Source organism: Nocardia sp. CDC159 (assembly GCF_023740735.1).
GTDB classification, from domain to species: domain Bacteria; phylum Actinomycetota; class Actinomycetes; order Mycobacteriales; family Mycobacteriaceae; genus Nocardia; species Nocardia pulmonis.
On record NZ_JAMRXH010000001.1, the window covers coordinates 340,411 to 360,204 of the forward strand.

Consider the following 19,794-nt stretch of genomic DNA (forward strand, 5'->3'; position numbering starts at 1 on the left):
CTACCGGGCACGCCGGTTCCCGGCGACGCTGAAGACATGACCACCCTGACCGATCGCCCCGCCGCCCCGGCCACCACGCGTACCCCGCGAGGCAGCCGCATCCTCGGTGCGCTGGACCACCCGCGCGATGCCTTCGCCCATATCGGGCCCAATTGGTTCGCGGTCGTGATGGGCACCGGCATCGTGGCCAACGCGGCGGTGACCCTGCCGTGGCAGCTGCCCGGGCAGCGGGCCTTCGCGACCGGGATGTGGATGCTCGCGGCGGGCCTGCTGCTGGCCGTCGGTGCGGCGTGGGTGCTGCATTGGCGTCGGTTCCCCGCGGCGGCGCGCGGGCATGGGGCGCATCCGGTCATGTCGCAGTTCTACGGTGCGCCGCCGATGGCCCTGCTCACCGTCGGGCTCGGGGCGCTGCTGGTGGGGCGCGATGTCGTCGGCCTGTCGGCGGCGGTCGCGATGGACTGGGCGCTGTGGTCGGCCGGAACCCTGCTCGGGCTGGTGGGCGCGGTCGCGATTCCGTACCGGATGATCACCCGGCATCGGTACGCGGCCGATGCGGCGTTCGGCGGATGGCTGATGCCCATCGTGCCGCCGATGGTGTCGGCGGCCACCGGCGCGATGCTCATCCCGCACACCCCGGCCGGGCAGCCCCGATCGACCCTGGTCCTGGCCTGTCTGGCCATGTTCGGGCTGAGCCTGATCGCCGCCTTTCTCACCCTCGCGCTGATCTGGTCGCGGCTGCTGCACTTCGGGCCGCCCGCCGCCGGGGCCGTCGCGACCGTGTGGCTGGTACTCGGGCCGCTCGGCCAGTCGATCACCGCGGCCGGACTGCTCGCCAGCAACGCGGCCCAGGCGCTGCCGCCGCTGTACGCCTCCGGCCTCGAGGTCTTCGCAGTCGTATACGGCGTCGCCGCCTGGGGTTTCGCCATGCTCTGGCTGGCCCTCGCCCTCGCCCTCACCTACCGCGCCCGCCACACCATGCCGTTCAACCTCACCTGGTGGGGCCTCACCTTCCCGCTCGGCACCTGCGTCACCGGCAGCACCACCCTGTTCACCCACACCGGCGCGATCGCCTTCGCCCTCGCCGCCACCGCCATGTACACCCTCCTGCTCGCCCTGTGGGCACTGGTCGCCGCCCGCACCGCCGCCCACACCCTCGACGGCACCCTCCTGCGCCCACCCACCCGGCCATGACGGATCCGGCTCGGCCGCCGGGCTTCCGCTGTCGCGCGAAACCGCTGTCGCGCGAGACGCGTCCGACATCGGGGATCACCGCCGTGACCTGCGTCATTCCGGTGAGCGGTGCGCTCTGCTTGAATGGGCCGATCGTCCCGCGACAAGCTGGAGGTCGGCTCGTGTATTTCCTTCGTCGCGCCGCCACCCTGGCGGCGGTCGCGCTCGTCGGTCTCGGTGTCGCCGTGCCCGCATCGGCCGTCGTGGGCGGTGACGAGGCGCGGGCGGCGGAGTATCCGTGGCTGGCGGCGATCGGGTCTGCGGCGTTTCCGCTGCGGCCGGGCGGGCACTTTTGTGGCGGGGCGCTCATCGCGCCGGATCGGGTGCTGACCGCGGGGCACTGTGCGGTCTTCGCGGCGGCGGTTCCGACAGCGCTTCGGGTCACCTTCGGGCGCGATGACCTCACCGTCGAGGGGGGAATTACGGTGGGGGTCACGTCGATTCGCCTGGATCCGGGCTTTCGCGTATCGGTATTCGACGGCGAGCTCGCCTTCCATCACGATGTGGCCGTGCTCGTGCTGGACCGGCCGGTCGCCCTGCCGACGGTGAGTATCGGGTCGCCACACGGTGATTCGGCCACGGTCGTGGGGTGGGGCGCGAGCGCCGACGGCGACTGGTCCAATACCCGCCTGCGCGCGGCCACCATTCCGCTGCGCCCGGACGCGGCCTGCGCGACCGCCTACGGGGACGACTTCGATCCCGCCGAGGCCGTCTGTGCGGGCTCGCCCGCTGCCGACACCGGCGAATTCGACAGCGGCGGACCGCTGCTGGTGGACGGGCGGGTCGTCGGTATCACCTCGTGGGCCAAGGGCGCCGCGCAGCCGGGCTATCCGGGCGTCTACGCGCGCGTGCCCTCGCTGGTGTTCTGATCAGCGGCCGGGCGGGCGCATATGCACCACCTTCATGGTGGTCATCTCGTCGAGAAGTTCGGGGCCGTAACCGAATCCGCTGCCCGAGCGGCCCCGCGGTTGGGCCGCGCCGCCGGGCGCGCCGCCGAAAACGGCATTGATCTTCACCGTGCCGACCGGCAGTGCCCGCCACGCCCGCTGGGCGTGCTCCACGGAAGCGGTGAGAACCGTTGCCGCCAAGCCATATTCGTCGGCGCATGCCTCCCGCAGCCCGGTTTCGAAATCGGCCACCACCCGTACCGGCGCGACGGGCCCGAAGGTCTCCTCCCGCAGCACCCGCATATCGGGCGCGCAGTCGGTCAGGACGGTCGCCGGGTACACGGTCCCCGAAGCGTCCGGAACGCGCCCGCCCACCAGCGCTTTCGCACCGGCGGCGACGGCCTCGCGCACCTGCGCGTCCACCTCCGCCCGCAGCCGCTCGTCGACCAGGGGCTGCGGGTCCAGGTTCCAGCGCTCGGCCCGCTCGCACAGTGCCCGCACGAACGCCTCCGCCACGGATCGATGGACGTAGATCCGCTCCACCGAGGTGCAGATCTGCCCGGCATTGGCGAACGCGCCGAGCGCCGCCTGCTCGGCGGCCCACGCCGGATCCACGCCCTCGTCCACGAGCAGCGCATCGTTACCGCCGTTCTCCAGCAATACCTTCGCGCCGGTGCGCGCCGCGGCCGCGGCAACGGCCCGGCCGGTCGCCGTGCCACCCACATGCGCGATCACGTCCACCTCCGGCGCTTCGGCCAGCGCCGCACCCACGCGCCCGTCCCCAGACACGGTCTGCAGCACACCGTCGGGAAAGTGGGCGGCCAGCAATCGCCCGAGCAGCACGCCGGTGCGCGGACAGCGCTCACTCGGCTTGTGCACCACCGTATTTCCGGTCACCAGCGCGGCGCCGAGCAGTCCGGCGGCGATGGCGACCGGATCGTTCCACGGCGTCAATGCCACCACCACACCCCGCGGCTGCGGAATCATGAAATCGGTCGCGTCCCACTGCCCGTGCAGCGTCCGCCCACGATGCACCGGTCCGAGTTCGGCGTACTGGTCCAGCGTCCCCACCCCCGCCAGTACCCCCTCACGGCCCGACGCCGCCGGTCGCCCGGTCTCGGATTCGAGGGTGGCGGCCAGTTCGTCGACGTGCTCGCGCAACGCGTCCGCACCGGCCCGCAGCGCCGCCGCCCGCGCCGTCGCGGGCTCGCTCGCCCACTGCCCCTGCGCCTTTCGCGCGCGACCGACAATCGCCCCCAGTTCGGCGGCGGTCGGCATCGGGTCGGCATCGGTCCGGGTCGCGTCGTCGATCTCGGTCATGATCCCCGGATACCCCCGCCTCTCGTGGCAAACACGGTCCGGCTCAGTGCGCCCGCGCGGCCGCGCGCAGCAGGCGCAGCACCGCCCGCTCCACGATCGCCTGCCGCTCGTCCTCCGAGCGCGCCCGCCGCGCCCGCCGCAGCGCCGCCTCGATGGTCTGCCCGCGCTCCCACGCCTCGATCACCCGCGGATCGACATAGGAATTGCGCGCCACGGCCGGGGTATTGCCCAGCGCCTCGGCCACCTCGGTCATGACCTGACGAATCGCACTGCGGCGGCGACGCTCGGAACCGGGGCGTTCGGTCGCGGCCAGGCCCGCGGCGGCCAGGACGGTCGCCTGCCAGGTGCGGAAGTCCTTGGCGCTGTGGTCGCCTCCGACCAGCTCCTTGAAGCGGGCGTTGATATCGGTGGAGTGCAGGTCGCGGATCTGATCGCCGTCGCGATACACCAGCAGTCGACCGCTGGGTGCGCGGGTGCGCCGCAGGGTCCGCACCGCCCGGGCCAGTTGCGGCTCGCCGATGCGGACCCGACGCCGGATACCGCCCTTGGCCCGATAGTCGAACAGCATCTCCTCACCGGACACCCGGACCTGCTCGCGCAGCAGCGTCGCCACGCCCCGGGTGCCGTGCTCCTCGGCATACTCCTCGCCCCCGATCCGGAATACGCCCCGGTCGAGCAGCCCGAGCGCAACCGCCTCCACCCGCCGCCGGTCCAATCCGGCGCGGCCCAGATCCGCGGCCACCTGCTCGCGCAGTGCGGGCAGCCGGGCGGCCACCTCGAGCACCCGGTCGAACTTCTCCTCGTCACGCTCGCGCCGCCACTGCTCGTGATACAGATACTGCCGCCGACCCGCGGCATCGACGCCCACGGCCTGAATGTGACCATTCGGATACGGGCAGATCCACACCTTCCGCCACGCCGGGGGTATGGCCAGCTCGTGAATGCGCCGCACGATCTCGGGGTCGGTCACCGCCGCGCCGTCGTCGTCGACGTAGGCGAAGCCGCGCCCCCGCCGCGCCCGCCGCAGGCCGCGGCCGTATGGGGTGCTCCGCCGCAACCGCATCGGGCCACTCCTCTCCTCGCAGGTCCCGGTGATACCCCGCGGGATCGCGCCCATGCGAGTGAGACGACGGCTTCCCAGCCCCGCGAAAACGGGGCATCATGATCCAGGTCGCTCGTCGGGGAGAACACGCGCCGAACCCGGAGGAGACGTCATGTCCGGCGATACCGCATCGATCCACGCGTACTTCGACGATTTCGTCGCCACCGCCGACCACCCGGTGGTGGTGGTCACCACCGAGGCCGCCGGTCGGCGCGCGGGATGTCTGGTGGGCTTCGCGACCCAGGTGAGCATCAACCCGCGGCGCTATCTAGTCGGACTGTCCAAGGCCAACAACACCTTCCGAGTCGCCGCCGACGCCGATGCGCTGGCCGTACATCTGCTCGATGCCGCTCAGCTACCGCTGGCCCGGCTGTTCGGTTCCGAAAGCGGCGACGGCGTGGACAAATTCGCGCACTGCGACTGGTACCCGGGGCCGGACGGGCTGCCCATCCTCACCGCCGCGCCGGGCTGGTTCATCGGAAAGATCCTCGACCGCTACGACTTCGGAGATCATGTCGGCACGCTGCTCGAGCCCACCGCGGGCCAGATGCGCGACGGGAAGCGCAAGGTGCTGCGCTACAGCGCGGTCGCCCACCTGTCCCCGGGGCATTCGGCGTGACACCCGATCACAGCGTGACCGGATCGCTGTAGATCACCCGGGTCGCCTGCCCGGCCTTCGTGGCCGCGGTCAGCCGCACATACATCCGTAGATTGACCTGTCCCAGTGCGCCTTTCACGCTTACGTGCACATTCGACAGATCGAGGTAGACCAGCGGGTTGGTGAGGGTGAGATTGGCGATGCTCTTCTCCTCGATGCCGCCGGGGGTCACCGAGAAGACCAGCTCCTGCGCGGGCAGGATCGTCGCCGTCGCACCGAGATTCGCGCCCACCTGCGGGCTGATCCCGATCGAGGGACCGCTCGGCCCGATGGTCAGCGGCACCGAGACACCCGCGCTCACACCGCCGTTCACCGAGACGCTGGGGGTGTACACGTCCACGGCGATGTTCTGCAGCGACCACGGCACGCCGATCTCGAAGCCGACGTCGAGTGTGGCGCCCGCGACCGTGGCACCGGCCGGACCGTCGATCTGGCCGATCGCGACGCTGGACAGAAACGCCTCGCGGCTCAACGGATTTCCATCCAGCGGCGGCACGCTGCGCGCGGTGGTGTTCGCCTCGGTCACCATGAGCTGGAAACCGTCCAGGGTCGACGTGGAGTCCTGATGCAGTACGCGCAGCCCGTAGGCGGCGGGATCGACGAATTGCGCCGACGCGGGACCGGCCGCGGCCAGTCCGAGCGCCGCGGCAACGGCGAGGACGCCGAGCGACCGTTTGCCGCTCGATAGCAGGTTGGCTGTATTCACAGGCACTCCCCGGCTCGAGATATGCTCTGACCTACAATCAGGCATTGCTGATTGTTAACTAGAGTCTATGGGCTTTCCCGCGCGCGGTGACATGACGCCGATCACACCTCCAGCTCCCGAAAGACTGTCGCATTCTCAGCGTTTCGCGTCGCGAATCACCATGGCGGCGACCACCGAGCGGGCGGGCAGCCGACGCCACCCCGGCCAGGGCCGCGGACCCTCGTCGCCCCGCAGGCAGGACAGCCGGTGCAGCGCCTGGCCGCGATAGCCCGGATGCGTGAGCGCGGCCTGGGCGGCGCGAGTGACCAGATGCAGTTCGCGAATGTCGCGCAGCAGGAAATAACCCGCCCAGCGCAGCACGTCGTGCCCGTAGGCGCGGGTGAATTCGGCGTACTGCTGGGTGGTGGTCCAGCCCAGCGACACCAGTTCCAGCGCCGTGGGCACCAGATCCCATTCCGGCGGCCCGATCGCGAGCTGGTCGAGATTGCGCAGCAGGACGCGGCCGTCGCGGGTCACGATCACCGCATTCGGGGTGGCATTGCCGTGGATGACGGTCCACGGACGTCCGCCCGGCAGGGCCCGCCACCGATCGCGCAGCCACGCCACCTGGTCGCCGAGCCAGCGACGGTCGGCGTCGCCGAGCGCGCTGGCGCACCGGATGCGCTGCTCGAGCGGCCCGAACGGCTCCACCAGGCCCAGCTCGAGGTCGGTGGGCTGGGGCAGGGCGTGCAGGTGCGCGAGGGCCGCGGCGACCTCGGCGGGCGTGCCGGGACGGTAGGGCGGCAGTTCGTGCCAGAAGGTGACGGCGTGGCCGTGGCTGCGCACCGGCTGGTCGATATCCGAAACCGGTTGCACGGCACCGACTCCCGAAGCGCGCAACCAGCGCGCGCCGACGATCACCCGCCGCGCCGCCGCCGCGCGGTCCGGCCGGTGCACGCGCGCGACCAGGCCGCCGGGTAGCCGGTAGACCGCACTCACGCTCAGTCGCAGCGGCTCGCGGTCGGCGCGAATCCCGGCCCGCAGGCACGCCGCCCGCACGACCGTTCGCATATCGGGACTGCAGGAATTCGCGGTCATACGGTCCCCAACCGTCGCGCCGTCGTGCCCGAGCTCGAACTGCTTCGCACCCATGGTCGCACAGCGTGCCGGATTGCGAAGCGGAGCAAGCAGATTCGCCGGAGGTTGGCTGGTACGCGCGGACGGCCACCGCGAGAGCGGCCCTCAGCGCGCACCCGACAGCGCGCGGGCCAGCCGGTCGCCGAGGGCGGCCAGGGCGGCAGCGAGTTCCGGTGATTCCCGCACGCCGAAGTCGACCCCCAGCGAACTCAACCGCGCGGCAAGCCAATCCGGGCTGTCGTCGCGCACCTCCCGCAGGCGGCAGCGGTTCTCGCCGAGCGCCTCCAGGGCCTCCGGCTGCTCCCCCAGCCGCCCCGAGACGCGCTGTGCCGAGGCGTGGATCGTGATGTCGACGTGGTACTTCGGTGTGCCCCAATCGGATCTATCACCGGCGACGAATGCCGCCGCATCGGCTGCGGGCAACGGACGGGCAACGAAGCGCGCGCCGGTCGGGAACGGGTCGGCAATGCGATCGACCCGGAAGCTGCGCCAATCCGACCGGTCCAGATCGTAAGCCACCAGATACCAGCGCCGCCCGGCGACCGCCAATCCCGCCGGTTCCACATGCCGTCGGGGCGCGGCGCCGCCGCGATAGCCGAACCGCACCCGCTCCCCATTGGTCACGGCCGCGGCCAGACTCGCGAGCACCTCGGGATCGACGAGCGCCCCGTCGCCGCCCACGGCCGAGACGGCCCCGGCCACCACCCGCACCCGCCGCCGTAACCGGGTGGGCAGTACCTGCTCCAGCTTCGCCAGCGCCCGCACCGCGGCCTCCTCGATTCCGGCGACGGCCTGGCCGGCCGCCGACCGCAGTCCCACCGCGACGGCCACCGCCTCCTCATCGTCGAGCAGCAGCGGCGGCATGGCCGCCCCGGCGGCGAGCCGATAGCCCCCGCCCGCGCCCATACTCGCCTCGACCGGATAGCCCAGCTCCCGCAGCCGCTCGATATCGCGCCGCACGGTTCGGTCGGTCACCCCGAGCCGCTGGGCCAATTCGCTGCCGGGCCACTCCCGCGGGGTCTGCAGGAGTGAGAGCAGGCGCAGCAGCCGGGCGGGGGTATCGGTCATGCGGCCCATCGTGCCGCATATATAGGACAGCTTCGGTCCGGCTCAGCCCTGCGGCGGCAGATCGCGATCGGGCAGGTTGAGCAGGATCAGCCCCACCGAGGCGATGAGGAAGTTCTGCAAGGCGGCCGCGGAGGCGTTGACCTCCTTGTTGGCCCACATCCGGAACCACTCGCCGCCGATGGTGAGGAAGCCGCCGAGGAACAGCACGATGGCCATGATCCAGCCGAGCGAGGACAGCTTGGTGGCCAGGGCCTGGGCCGGGCGACCGGTGAGGGTGCGGACCCAGGCGACCGCGGCCGACAGCAGCACCAGGGCGATGAGCAGTTCCCAGATCACGATGAGGATGTAGACGACCCAGACCACGGTGCCGTTGGTGATGGCATGCCAGTCCACCGACGGGTGGTGCAGGGTCTGGCGCATGCCCAGCACGGCCGTGACACCGCGCCGGTTGGTATCGGTGTCGGTGATGTTGGTGATCGCGACGATCAGGTAGTACAACCCCGTGATCGCGGCGAGCACGGTCACCGCCATCCGACGGCTCCCGACCACATCGAGAAATCCCCTGGTACGCATCGCGCTCCACCCTGCCGAAGTGCTGCTGTCCGGAAGCGATTGTGTCACATCCGGATACCCGGGCACGCTAGCGCGGGGCGCCCACGGCGGGCCGGCGACCGGCCTCCTCGGCGGGCTGCACCACGACCTGCGCGGGGCGGTCGGTCGGCGGCCCGCTGTGCTGGGCGTAGCCCAGCCAACCGGTTCCGACGAAGGTGGCCAGCAGCAGTGCGGTCGGCAATTCGAGCAGCAGCCACCCGGGCGGGCAGTACGCGCCGAAACCGGTCGCCACCGGTTTGCGAGCCACTTCGGCGCGGGTCGTGCCGATCGGCACCGACCACCGCGCCGCCCCCGGTGTCGCCTGTCCCACTCGAACCTCCGTCAGTTTCGAGTGCCCGGCCGTTTGCCGAGCTACCGCCAGCACAACAGAATGCCGAACGAGGACCCGCGGCGCACGGATTATCGACCGGACGATCGGCGTGTCCGCAAAAGTTTGCTGGAAAGTAGGCCGCAGCTATCGCCGCCGGGCCGGTTCAGCGCTCCGCCGCGTCGGGCAATCGGGGCGGGCACACCCCGCCGGGCACGGTCGCCAGCTCGAAGTGCCAGTACTCGTTGTCGAACGTCCGGCACAGTCCCCACCGATTCCCGTTGGCCTCGAGCCACTGCGCGCCCTGCACCGGTCCCACATCCACGGCCCGGCCCTGGACATGGGTGGACTCGCCGGGCGGCAGCACCCAACGCCGCGCCTCCTCGGGGCTGCCGTAGGTGCGGATGCCGTCCTCCCACAGCGCCTCCTGCTCGGCGGGGGTGCGATAGCCGGAGGTGATCGACAGCGGCACGCCCTGCGCGTGTGCCTCGGCCTCGGCGAGCGAGTACGCGGCGGCCAGCGTGGGATCCAGACCGGCCGTCCCGGCGGCCGATTCGATGGCATGGGCCTGCGACCCGGATACCGTCGGCCCCCACATCGCAACCCCCACCACGACCGCAGACCCCGCAATTTCTCGCAGCACGCCGCCGATCGTAACCTTCGCTACCGATTCGGGCCGCCAGCCGGGCCGCCGTGTCCCGTTCGCCGGGTGGGGCTTCCTACAATGAAAAAGATGACCGATCGGGGAGAATTGGGCCGATTCCTACGATCCCGTCGGGAACGGGTGCGGCCCGAGGAGGTGGGGCTGCCGATCGCGGGGGTGCGCCGCACGCCGGGCCTGGGCTGTGCCGAGCTGGCCACCCTGGCCGGGGTGAGCGTCGACTACTACGCTCGGCTCGAGTGCGGGCGGGAGACCGATCCCGGTGCGGGCGTGCTGTATCGGCTCGCCACGGCGCTGCGGCTGACCGACGCCGAGGCGGCGCACCTGACCGCGCTCGCGGCGCGCGGTTCCGGGCGGCAGCGGGTGCCGTGCCGCACCCTCGACCGCACGATCTGTCCCGCCACCCGCACGATGCTGGAGACGCTGCGCCCACATCCGGCGTTGGTGGTGAGCCGTCTGGACGATCTGCTCGCCGCGAATCCCGCTGGGCTGGCCCTGTTTCCGGGCATCACCGACTTTCCGCCGCTGCCGCGCAATCTGATTCGCTATCGTTTCCTGCATCCGGCCGCGCGTCGGCTGTTCGCGGATCGGGAGCGCTCGGTCACCGGCAGCGTCGCGCGGCTGCGGGCCGCGGCGGGTGATCCGGACGATCCGGAACCGGCCGCGCTGATCGGCGAATTGTGCGTCAAGAGCCCGGAATTCGCACGGCTGTGGCAGCGCCGCGATGGCGTCCAACCGGGCAGCGCCGAGCGCTACGATCATCCGACCGTCGGCCGGATGCGGCTGGCGGTCGAGGACCTTCCGCTTCCCCGCAGCGGCGGGCGGCGCCTGATCATCCATTCGGCCGAACCGGGCACATCCGACCACGACGCCATGGTGCTGCTCGATCTGTCCACCCAGCCAACCCTTTCCGATCCATCCGACGCGATCGAGCTCGGCTGAACCGCGTCCGCGTGTCCGCGGCCGCGGGAGCAACGCACCGGCTACCGTGGTAGCCGAGTCGCGCGCCGCGTGGCCTCGACGGCGAGGAGGGTGTGATGGCTCTGCCGATTTCGACGAATGTGCTGATCCCCATCGCGGCCGCCCTGGGCGCGGCAACTTTGGTGGCGCTCACAGTGATCGCGCCGCAACGGCGTGGTCACCGGGCGGAGGACCATCGATCGCATGCCGATGTCCCGATCGGAAACCGGCCGGGTCCGACGGCCCGGGGCGCGGCGGGTGCGGCACTGCGGCCGAGCGACACCAGCACTCTCGCGGACAACGCGGCGCCGGACACCCACGGCCGCGTCTCCGGCCCCGGCCGAGGACATGACGCGGGCCCGGGGCGCGGACGACGCGCGGGCCCGGGCCGCGGCCGCGATGTCGGCCCGCGCAAGCGAGCGTGACACCGCTGCGCCGGAACACCCACTGCGGGAACGGATTCGAAACGCGAACAGCGGGTAGTCCGAAGTACGCGGACGATCGGGCCGACATGAGGATCGATAGTGTGGTGAGCGGCGAGAACACCCCAGCACGAGGCGGAACCCGGATGTCGCGGCGGATATTCATTGCCGGGCTGGGCGCGGTCGCGGCCGGACGGCTGGCCCCCGCGCGGGCGGACGCCGTGGATCCGGGGGCCTGGGACGCGTTGCGGCGGCAGCTACGCGGGACGGTCGTGCTGCCCGAGGACGGCGAATTCGGTTCGGCGAAGGCCGTGTTCGAGCCGCGCTTCGACACCCTCGTGCCGCTGGCGGTGGTGCGCGCGGCCGATGAGAACGATGTCCGCACCGCGATGCTCTTCGCGCGCGACCACGGGCTGCCGATCGCCGCGCGCGCCGGAGGCCATTCCTATGTGGGCGCGTCCGCCACCTCCGGTGCGCTCGTGATCGACGTGCGCCGCCTGGCCGAGGTCAGGGTTCACGACGAGCGGGTCACCATCGGCGCCGGAGCGAGCAACTTCGCCGTGCAGCAGGCCCTGGATCGGGTGCGGCGCACCCTGCCGCTGGGCACCTGCCCGACCGTGGGTGTCGCGGGACTGGCGCTCGGCGGCGGGCTCGGCGTGGAGAACCGGCGATACGGACTGAGCTGCGATCGACTGGTCTCGGCGAAACTGATACTGCCCGAGGGGATCGCGGTCGAGACGTCACCGGATCGGCTGCCCGACCTGTTCTGGGCGCTGCGCGGGGCGGGCGGCAGCGTCGGAATCGTCACCTCCCTGACCTTCGCGACCATTCCGGCCGAGCCCAAGGACGTTGTGCGGCTGGCCTTTCCGGTCGACACGGCGACCAGCGTCCTGAACGGCTGGGCGAGCTGGCTGCCCACCGCGGACCGCGCCGTCTGGGCGAACCTGCAGATCTCGGCCACCGCCGCCGGGGTCGGCTGCTCGGCCCTGCTCACCTGCCCGGCCGGGCGCGGCGGCGAGGCCGCCCAGGCATTGGCCGCCGCCGCGGGGGTGACGCCCACGCGCACCGATCGCCGCATCCTCACCCATCTCGAGGCCGTGCGGAATCTCGGCGGCGGCGAGACGACGGCGCGATCGGACAAGGCCGCCGGATCCGACGTGCTCACCACCGCCTCCCCCGCGGCGGCCGAGACGATCGTCGACCTCGTCGCCGCCCGCTCCCGAAGCGGCGCACGGGGTTACGTCCTGATCGATCCGCTGGACGGAGCCGTCCGGGAGACCGCCGCCGGGGCCACGGCATTCCCCTGGCGCGACCACGCCGCCACCCTGCAGTGGATCGTCGACCAGCCCGACGCCACCGCCCGCTCCTGGATCCTCGACGCCCACCGAGCCCTCGATCGGCACTCGGTGGGGGCCTACGTCAACTACCTCGAGCCCGGCGACGATCCGCGCCGCTACTACGGCCCCAACCTGGACCGGCTGCGCATGCTGCGCAGGATCATCGACCCCGGCGGCCGTCTGCGGCCCGGTATCGAGTTCTAGACCCGTTCCTTCGATCGCGTGCGCACCCGCAGCGCGACCGGTTTCTGGGTGTCGGCGAAGAAGTCGTTGCCCTTGTCGTCGACGACGATGAAGGCCGGGAAGTCCTCCACCTCGATCTTCCAGACCGCCTCCATGCCGAGTTCGGGATACTCGAGCACCTCCACGGACTTGATGCAGTCCAGCGCGAGCCGCGCGGCCGGGCCGCCGATCGAACCGAGATAGAACCCGCCGTGCTCCTTGCACGCCCGGGTCACCTGCGCCGAGCGGTTGCCCTTGGCGAGCATGACGAACGAGCCTCCGGCGGCCTGGAACTGGTCGACATAGGAGTCCATCCGGCCCGCGGTGGTGGGGCCGAACGAGCCGGAGGCGTATCCGTCGGGAGTCTTGGCCGGACCGGCGTAGTAGACGGCCATCTCGCGCAGATACTGCGGCATCGGCTCGCCCGCGTCGAGGCGCTCCTTGATCTTGGCGTGCGCGATGTCACGGGCCACCACCAACGGGCCGGTCAGCGACAGCCGGGTCTTCACCGGGTATTTCGACAGCTCGGCGCGGATCTCCGACATCGGGCGGTTCAGATCGATCCGCACCACATCGCCGCCGAGGATCTCGTCGGTCTGCTCCGGAAGATATTGCGCCGGTTCGCGTTCCAGCTGCTCCAGGAATACGCCCTCGGCCGTGATCTTGGCCAGTGCCTGCCGGTCCGCCGAACACGACACCGCGATGGCGACCGGGCAGGAGGCGCCGTGGCGCGGCAGCCGGATCACGCGGACATCGTGGCAGAAGTACTTGCCGCCGAACTGCGCACCGATGCCGAAGGACTGCGTGAGCCGGAACACCTGCTCCTCGAGCTCGAGGTCCCGAAAGCCGTGCGCGGCCATCGAACCCTCGGTCGGCATGTTGTCCAGGTAGTGCGCCGAGGCGTATTTGGCCGTCTTCAGGGCGAATTCGGCCGAGGTGCCGCCGATCACGACCGCCAGATGATACGGCGGACAGGCCGCGGTGCCCAGCGAGCGGATCTTCTCGTCCAGGAACTCCAGCATTCGATCGGGATTCAGGATCGCCTTGGTCTCCTGGTACAGGAACGACTTGTTGGCCGAGCCGCCGCCCTTGGCCATGAACAGGAACTTGTAGGCCGGATGCGCGGGATCGCCCGGGGCCGAATACAACTCGACCTGCGCGGGCAGGTTGGTTCCGGTGTTGCGCTCGTCCCACATGGTGAGCGGGGCGAGCTGCGAATAGCGCAGATTGAGCTTGGTGTAGGCGTCGTAGACGCCGCGGCTGATCCATTCCGCGTCGTCCGCGCCGGTCAGCACGCCCTCGGACTTCTTGCCCATCACGATCGCGGTGCCGGTGTCCTGGCACATCGGCAGCACGCCGCCCGCGGAGATGTTGACGTTCTTGAGCAGGTCCAGCGCGACGAACCGGTCGTTGCCCGAGGATTCCGGGTCGTCGATGATCTTGCGCAGCTGGGCCAGATGCGCCGGGCGCAGATAGTGGCTGATGTCGTGCATCGCCTCGGCGGTCAGCAGCCGCAGCGCCTCGGGCTCGACCCGCAGGAAGGTCCGCCCGCCCGCCTCGAAGGTGGTCACGCCCTCGGTGGTGAGCAGCCGATACGGGGTGTCGTCCGCGCCGGTCGGCAGCAGGTCCGAGTAGTGGAAATCAGGCGCGGTCACGATCGCACTCCTATGGGCAGGGTCTCCGGTCAAGCTCGAAATCGCACTGTAATCACGCCCCGCCGCGCCGCCGATCTCAGGCAAGCCTAATCTTCCCGGTACGCCGCCAGGTTGCACCTTCAACCCAGGCGGTGTACCTGTCGTTTGAAGTGGTGGCCGACGACGGGGAGGCAATAGCATTGGACAACCAGGGACCTGGAGAGGAATCGTGACCGAACCCCGTTGGCTCGACGACCTCGAGAAGCGCGCCTGGCTGGGCTTCGTGTTCACCCGCGACCTGATCGCCGCCGCGGTCGGCCGGGATTCGCTGCGCGCGTCCAATCTCACCTATGTCGAGTACACGGTCCTGGCACGCCTCGCCGACGCCCCCGAACAGCGCCGCAGCTTCGCCGATCTGGCGGCCGTGCTGGAATGGTCGCAGAGCCGGCTCTCCCATCAGATCACCCGGATGGAGAAGCGCGGACTCGTTGCGCGCGAATCCATTCCGGACGACGCCCGGCGCACCGCCGCGGTCCTCACCACCAAGGGCGCCGAGGTTCTGGCCACGGCCGCCCCCGCGCATGTGGACAGCGTACGCAGGCACATGATCGATGTGCTCGACCGCGATCAGCTCTCCGCCCTCGCCGACATCTACGACACCCTGCTGGCCCATCACCGCGGTGACATCCGGGCCGAGATGCGGCGTCAGGCCTGACCGGACAGGTTTGGTTTGTGCCCCATCGGGTATGGGGTAAGACTAGGCTCGACAGTGGCAAGCGATGAGCAGCCGCGTGCGAGCCACCCCTGACGAGCAACCGACCTACCCTTACGAAAGGGGCAGGAGATTCCAATGTCCGACGTGTCCATCGGCCTGTCGCCGGATTCACGGCCGGCCGGCCCGGTCGACAACCTCCTTCCGGAGCTGGTCGAACACCTGCGTCAGAACCGCACCGAGCTCCGCGAGGAATGGGCCCGTCGCATCACCGACGCCCAGCTGCTCACCGCGATGACGCCGGAGGAGATCTTCTCCGAGGCCACCTCGATCTTCGACAACTACGTCGAGGTGCTCGAGACCGGTAGCGTCGAGGCCCTGCAGGCCTACGCCCGCGACCTGTCCGAGCGCATCATTCCCCGAGGCGTCGAGACCGACGAGGTCATCGGCATCGTGCTGCTGCTGCGAGACGTGCTGGCCCGCAGCCTGTTCGAGAAGTACCAGTCCAATTTCGACCTGCTCAAACGGGTGCTCGACGCCTACGAACCGGCCGCCAACCGGATCGCCAACACCGTGGCCGTGTCCTTCGTGCAGGAGCGCGAGCGCGTCATCCGCCAGCAGCAGGAAGCCATCCGCGAGCTGTCCACTCCCGTGCTCCAGGTGCGCGAGCAGCTGCTGATCCTCCCGATCATCGGCGTGCTCGACTCCCAGCGTGCCCGCCAGCTCACCGAGCAGCTGCTGCGCGCGATCCGCGCCAACCGCGCCAAGGTCGTCGTGATCGACATCACCGGTGTGCCGATGATCGACTCCACCGTCGCCAACCACCTGGTGCAGACCGTCGACGCCTCGGGCCTGATGGGCGCCAATGTCATTCTCACCGGCCTGTCCTCCGAGATCGCGCTCGCGCTGGTCACCATCGGCCTGGATCTGACCAAGATGAACGCGGTCGGCGACCTGCAGGGCGGTATCGAGGAGGCGGAGCGGCTGCTCGGATACGAGATCTCGCGACTGACCGATCGCGACGGACGGTAGGTCAGGGTGGGCACATGCCGGTACCCATTCTGAAACAGGGCACCTATCTCATCGCCTCCGTGCAATCGGCCCTGACCGACGCCGATACCGAACGGCTGCAGGACGACCTGATGAAGTTCGTCAGCAAATATCGGGCACAGGGCATCATCGTGGACGTCACGGCGATCGACGTGATGGACTCGTTCGCCGCCCGCTCGCTGCGTACCATCGCGCACATGACCAAGCTGCGCGGGGCCGAGACGGTCATCGTCGGCCTGCAGCCCGAGGTGGCGTTCGCCATGGTGCAGCTCGGTCTGACCTTCGAGGACATGCACACCGCCCTCGACCTGGAAGAGGGCCTGGCCTGGCTCAACAGAAAACTGCCCAGCCGCCGACAGCAAGACGGTCGTGATCGTGACCGCTGACAACATGGTGATCGCGGTGAAGATGTCCAACGACATCGTGACCGCACGACAGGCCGGGCGAGAACTCGCGGCAAAACTGGGGTTCACGCTGACCGACATCACCATGATCTCCACGGCGATCTCCGAGGTGGCCCGCAACATCACCAGTTATGCGGGCACCGGCGAGATCAGAGTGACCGTGGAGGATCGCGAGGGGCGGCGGGCGCTGGTCGTGCAGGCACAGGATCAGGGGCCGGGCATTCCCGATATCGCCCGGGCCTTGGAGGACGGCTATTCGACCGGGCACGGGCTCGGTCTGGGGTTGCCGGGTGCGCGACGGCTGATGGATCGGCTGATCATCGAGTCGACGCCCGGTCAGGGGACGCTGGTCGAGATGTGGAAGTGGGTGCCCGCCAGTGCATGAGGACGGGCACATCGGCGAGATCGAATGGGCCGTCGCGGGCCGGGCGCTGCCGGGACAGCGGGTTTCGGGCGATCGCTCGATCGTGCTCGACGCGGGCGGCGGATCGGCGCTGTTCGCGGTGCTCGACGGGCTCGGCCACGGGACCGCGGCCGCCGAGGCCGCCGACCGCGCCGCGCAGGTGCTCTCGGAGAACCGGGCCGAACCGCTGGATGTGTTGATGGTGCTGTGCCATCGGGCGATGGCCGATACCCGGGGCGCGGCGGTCTCGCTGGCGCTGTTCGACGCGGCGGACCGGCTGCACTGGCTCGGCGTGGGCAATGTGGACTCCCGCGTGATCGCGGCCGGGCCGGTCAAGCCGACCATCCGGGCGAGCGCGCTGCTGACCCGCGGCATCGTCGGCTATCTGCTGCCGCCCAATCTGCAGACCCAGACGGTGGTGGTGCGGCCGGGTGATCTGCTGCTGATGAGCACCGACGGCATCGTCAGCGATTTCGTCGACGGCATCGATCTGGCCAAGCCGACCTCGGAGATCACCGCGGCCATCCTCGCCGGGCACACCAAGGACACCGACGACGCATTGGTTCTGGCGGCCCGGCACCGCGGGCACAGTCCCGGTGAGGCCCTGCCATGAGCACGGTGCTGGCGGCCTTCCGCGAGGCATACGCCAATGCGCTTCGGCTGCACCTGGATTCGCCGAGCCAGATCACCCTGGCCGAGGGCTACGAACTCGGGCGGCGGGCGCTGGTCGAGGGCGTCAGCATCCTCGATCTGACCGAGCACCACTTCCGGCTGCTCGACCGCGAGGACATCGCCGACACCGAGGCCGCGCTGGAATTCCTGCTGCAGACCCTGGCCGCGCTCGACGTGGCCACGCGCGGATTCCTCGACAGCACCCGCAGTTACGAGCTGCAGCGGCTGCGCGCCGAGGATCTCGCCGATCGTGACGCCTTCCGCACCGCGCTGGTCGAATCGCTGCAGGACGGCTTCTTCGTCGCCGACGCGCGCGGCACCGTCACCGAGGTCAATTCCGCCTTCGGCGCGCTGACCGGCTATGGGCCCGAAGGGGTTCCGTACAAGCTGCCGCATCCGTGGTCGCCGCACGAACGCAGCGAATATCCGGATCTGGGCACCGAGGCGGCGCGGTTCGTGATGCCGATCCGCCACCGCGACGGCCGTCGGCTGTGGCTGGCGGTCAGCACCTCCTCGGTGCTCAAGCCGGAGAACGAGGAGCGGGTCTACGTCGGCACCATTCGCGATGTCACCTCCGAACACGACGCGCAGGCGCGCGATCAGGCGGTGTCGCGGCTGGCGACTGCGGTGGCCGCGGCCACCACCGTGGCCGAGGTGCTCTCGGTCGGGCTCGAGGAGCTGCGCCGGGCCACCGATGCCGAGACCGCGGTGGTGTCGGTGTGGCCGAATCGGCAGGGACCGCCGAATCTGTATGTCTCCGGACCGGTCGCGGGTTCGGTGAACGAATCCGACGGCACCGCGACCGCGACGGTGTCGCGGCAGGTGCTCGACGCGCGGGCGCGGGCCCTGCTGGATCGGGTGCGCACCCAGCCGGGCCGGTCGGTCTTCGTGATTCCCGAGGGCGGGGCCAGCTCCGAGGGCATCGTCGCGCCGCTCGGCGAGGCCGGGGACGCCGCGCTGTGGCTGCGCTTCGCCGCGCCCCGGGCCATCGGCGCCGCCGATCGAGTGCTGTTCTCGCTGCTGGTGGGTCATCTGAGTCTGGCGGTGCAGCGGGCGCGCAACTTCGATCAGGCGCGCGCCACCTCGCTGACGCTGCAGCGGGCCATGCTCGGCCCGATCGAGCTGCCGCCGCGGTTCTCGGTGCACTACGAACCGGCGCTGCCGCCGCTCGAGATCGGCGGGGACTGGTACGACGTGGTGCAGCTGCGCGACGGCGCCATCGGCATCGTGGTCGGCGACTGCGTCGGCCGCGGACTGTCCGCGGCGGTGGTGATGGGCCAATTGCGCACGGCCGCACGGGCTCTGCTGCTGCGCGGCGCGGGCCCGGCGCAGCTGCTGGCCGAGCTGGACACCGTCGCCGCCCGCATCCCGGGCGCGATGTGCACGACCGTGTGCGCGGCCGTCCTCGATCCGGCGCGCGGCACCGTGCGCTATTCGAGTGCCGGGCATATGCCCCCGGTGCTGGCCGAGCCGAATGCCAAGGGCAAGTTGCTCGAGGGCGGCCGTGCCGTGCCGCTGGCCACCTTCGATCCCCCGCGCCGCCCCGAGGCCACCACCGCGCTGGCGCCCGGCTCGACCCTCGTGCTCTTCACCGACGGACTGGTCGAACAGCGCGGCATTGATATCGATATGCGCTTCGACGAACTGGCCGACGAATTGTCCAGCGCCGCACCGCAGCTGCCGCGCGAGGTGGCCGACGCGGTGCTGTCGCGACTGCGTCCCGCCGGGGGCTACGACGACGACGTCGCCATGGTCGTCTACCGCCAGCCCCCGCGCGCCCTGCACATCGATGTCCCCGCCGAACCGCACCGGCTGGCCGCGATGCGCCGCGAACTGACCACCTGGCTGGCCGCCGCGGCCGTCCCCCAGGAGCTGGCCGCCGACCTGGTCGCCGCCGCCAACGAGGCCTGCAGCAACAGCATCGAACACGCCTACCTCGACGGCTCCCCCGGCCGCGTCGCCCTCACCGCCGACTGCACGATCAACCGGGTGACCCTGGAAATCGCCGACACCGGCAGCTGGCGTCCGCAACCCGAGGACCCCGGCAACCGCGGCCGCGGCATCGCCATGATGCGCGCCCTGTCCGACGAACTGACCATCGACCACGTCGGCGTCGGCACCCGCGTCCGCATGGTCGCCCAGCTGCCCGCGGTCTCGGTGGCCCCGGCGAGCCGCATCTGACCCGCACCGACAGTGACGGTTTGGTCCGGATAAGCCATCAATCCGGGCCACGATGCAGCGCGCGGAGCGGGTTCATGGCAGATTGGCTGATGTGACCAATACTTCCGGAGACGCGTATCCCCTCGCCGAC

At 70.6% G+C, this 19,794-nt stretch carries 21 protein-coding genes; 12 read left to right on the forward strand and 9 right to left on the reverse strand.

Annotated elements, in window-relative coordinates; genetic code table 11:
- Window positions 1–36: 36 nt before the first annotated feature.
- Together NDR87_RS01620 and NDR87_RS01625 are read left to right on the forward strand one after the other, a co-directional pair.
- Window positions 37–1,191: a TDT family transporter gene (locus NDR87_RS01620; RefSeq protein ID WP_251909155.1), complete on the forward strand. Its 1,155-nt coding sequence runs from the start codon at window positions 37–39 to the stop codon at window positions 1,189–1,191.
- 161 nt (window positions 1,192–1,352) lie between these two features.
- Window positions 1,353–2,099 (forward strand): serine protease, encoded by a 747-nt coding sequence (locus tag NDR87_RS01625; RefSeq protein WP_251909154.1) that lies wholly within the window; start codon window positions 1,353–1,355, stop codon window positions 2,097–2,099.
- Here NDR87_RS01625 and NDR87_RS01630 read toward each other — a convergent pair whose 3' ends face one another.
- Window positions 2,100–3,437: an aldehyde dehydrogenase gene (locus tag NDR87_RS01630; protein ID WP_251909153.1), complete on the reverse strand. Its 1,338-nt coding sequence runs from the start codon at window positions 3,435–3,437 to the stop codon at window positions 2,100–2,102.
- Between the two features lie 43 nt (window positions 3,438–3,480).
- Window positions 3,481–4,500: a DNA topoisomerase IB gene (locus NDR87_RS01635; RefSeq protein WP_251909152.1), complete on the reverse strand. Its 1,020-nt coding sequence runs from the start codon at window positions 4,498–4,500 to the stop codon at window positions 3,481–3,483.
- Between the two features lie 151 nt (window positions 4,501–4,651).
- Between NDR87_RS01635 and NDR87_RS01640 the strand changes: the two genes are divergently transcribed.
- Entirely contained in the window at window positions 4,652–5,158 is a 507-nt protein-coding gene (locus NDR87_RS01640; RefSeq protein WP_251909151.1) for a flavin reductase family protein, read from the forward strand.
- A 7-nt stretch (window positions 5,159–5,165) separates the two neighbouring features.
- Here NDR87_RS01640 and NDR87_RS01645 read toward each other — a convergent pair whose 3' ends face one another.
- From NDR87_RS01645 to NDR87_RS01670, 6 genes are all read right to left on the reverse strand, one after another.
- Window positions 5,166–5,903, reverse strand: a complete 738-nt coding sequence (locus NDR87_RS01645; protein WP_251909150.1) for an MspA family porin — start codon at window positions 5,901–5,903, stop codon at window positions 5,166–5,168.
- A 135-nt stretch (window positions 5,904–6,038) separates the two neighbouring features.
- Window positions 6,039–7,034, reverse strand: a complete 996-nt coding sequence (locus NDR87_RS01650; RefSeq protein WP_251909149.1) for a phosphotransferase family protein — start codon at window positions 7,032–7,034, stop codon at window positions 6,039–6,041.
- Window positions 7,035–7,124: 90 nt separating this feature from the next.
- Window positions 7,125–8,087: a YafY family protein gene (locus tag NDR87_RS01655; RefSeq protein WP_251909148.1), complete on the reverse strand. Its 963-nt coding sequence runs from the start codon at window positions 8,085–8,087 to the stop codon at window positions 7,125–7,127.
- Window positions 8,088–8,129: 42 nt separating this feature from the next.
- Window positions 8,130–8,660 (reverse strand): DUF2165 domain-containing protein, encoded by a 531-nt coding sequence (locus tag NDR87_RS01660; protein WP_251909147.1) that lies wholly within the window; start codon window positions 8,658–8,660, stop codon window positions 8,130–8,132.
- A 67-nt stretch (window positions 8,661–8,727) separates the two neighbouring features.
- The gene (locus NDR87_RS01665) at window positions 8,728–9,009 is read right to left on the reverse strand and encodes a hypothetical protein (RefSeq protein ID WP_251909146.1); all 282 of its coding nucleotides are present in this window, start codon (window positions 9,007–9,009) and stop codon (window positions 8,728–8,730) included.
- A 163-nt stretch (window positions 9,010–9,172) separates the two neighbouring features.
- On the reverse strand, window positions 9,173–9,604 hold the full coding sequence (locus NDR87_RS01670; RefSeq protein ID WP_251909495.1) for a M15 family metallopeptidase: 432 nt from the start codon (window positions 9,602–9,604) through the stop codon (window positions 9,173–9,175).
- Window positions 9,605–9,739: 135 nt separating this feature from the next.
- Here NDR87_RS01670 and NDR87_RS01675 point away from each other — a divergent pair, with 135 nt between their 5' ends.
- The 3 genes from NDR87_RS01675 (at window position 9,740) to NDR87_RS01685 (ending at window position 12,590) form a co-directional block, all read left to right on the forward strand.
- On the forward strand, window positions 9,740–10,609 hold the full coding sequence (locus NDR87_RS01675; protein ID WP_251909145.1) for a helix-turn-helix transcriptional regulator: 870 nt from the start codon (window positions 9,740–9,742) through the stop codon (window positions 10,607–10,609).
- A gap of 95 nt (window positions 10,610–10,704) precedes the next feature.
- Entirely contained in the window at window positions 10,705–11,052 is a 348-nt protein-coding gene (locus NDR87_RS01680; protein ID WP_251909144.1) for a hypothetical protein, read from the forward strand.
- 86 nt (window positions 11,053–11,138) lie between these two features.
- On the forward strand, window positions 11,139–12,590 hold the full coding sequence (locus tag NDR87_RS01685; RefSeq protein WP_251909143.1) for an FAD-binding oxidoreductase: 1,452 nt from the start codon (window positions 11,139–11,141) through the stop codon (window positions 12,588–12,590).
- Here the strand turns inward: NDR87_RS01685 and NDR87_RS01690 are convergent.
- Window positions 12,587–14,263 (reverse strand): fumarate hydratase, encoded by a 1,677-nt coding sequence (locus NDR87_RS01690; protein ID WP_251909142.1) that lies wholly within the window; start codon window positions 14,261–14,263, stop codon window positions 12,587–12,589. The genes NDR87_RS01685 and NDR87_RS01690 overlap by 4 nt on opposite strands.
- 208 nt (window positions 14,264–14,471) lie before the next feature.
- Here NDR87_RS01690 and NDR87_RS01695 point away from each other — a divergent pair, with 208 nt between their 5' ends.
- From NDR87_RS01695 to NDR87_RS01720, 6 genes are all read left to right on the forward strand, one after another.
- Entirely contained in the window at window positions 14,472–14,957 is a 486-nt protein-coding gene (locus NDR87_RS01695) for a MarR family winged helix-turn-helix transcriptional regulator (RefSeq protein WP_251909141.1), read from the forward strand.
- A 135-nt stretch (window positions 14,958–15,092) separates the two neighbouring features.
- Complete coding sequence (locus NDR87_RS01700) at window positions 15,093–15,986, forward strand: STAS domain-containing protein (protein ID WP_251909140.1); 894 nt, start codon at window positions 15,093–15,095, stop codon at window positions 15,984–15,986.
- Window positions 15,987–16,000: 14 nt separating this feature from the next.
- Complete coding sequence (locus NDR87_RS01705) at window positions 16,001–16,390, forward strand: STAS domain-containing protein (RefSeq protein ID WP_251909139.1); 390 nt, start codon at window positions 16,001–16,003, stop codon at window positions 16,388–16,390.
- A 4-nt stretch (window positions 16,391–16,394) separates the two neighbouring features.
- On the forward strand, window positions 16,395–16,793 hold the full coding sequence (locus NDR87_RS01710) for an anti-sigma regulatory factor (protein WP_251909494.1): 399 nt from the start codon (window positions 16,395–16,397) through the stop codon (window positions 16,791–16,793).
- On the forward strand, window positions 16,786–17,424 hold the full coding sequence (locus NDR87_RS01715) for a SpoIIE family protein phosphatase (protein ID WP_251909138.1): 639 nt from the start codon (window positions 16,786–16,788) through the stop codon (window positions 17,422–17,424). Before NDR87_RS01710 ends, NDR87_RS01715 begins: the two co-directional genes overlap by 8 nt.
- On the forward strand, window positions 17,421–19,664 hold the full coding sequence (locus NDR87_RS01720; protein ID WP_251909137.1) for a SpoIIE family protein phosphatase: 2,244 nt from the start codon (window positions 17,421–17,423) through the stop codon (window positions 19,662–19,664). Before NDR87_RS01715 ends, NDR87_RS01720 begins: the two co-directional genes overlap by 4 nt.
- The last annotated feature ends 130 nt before the right edge of the window (window positions 19,665–19,794 follow it).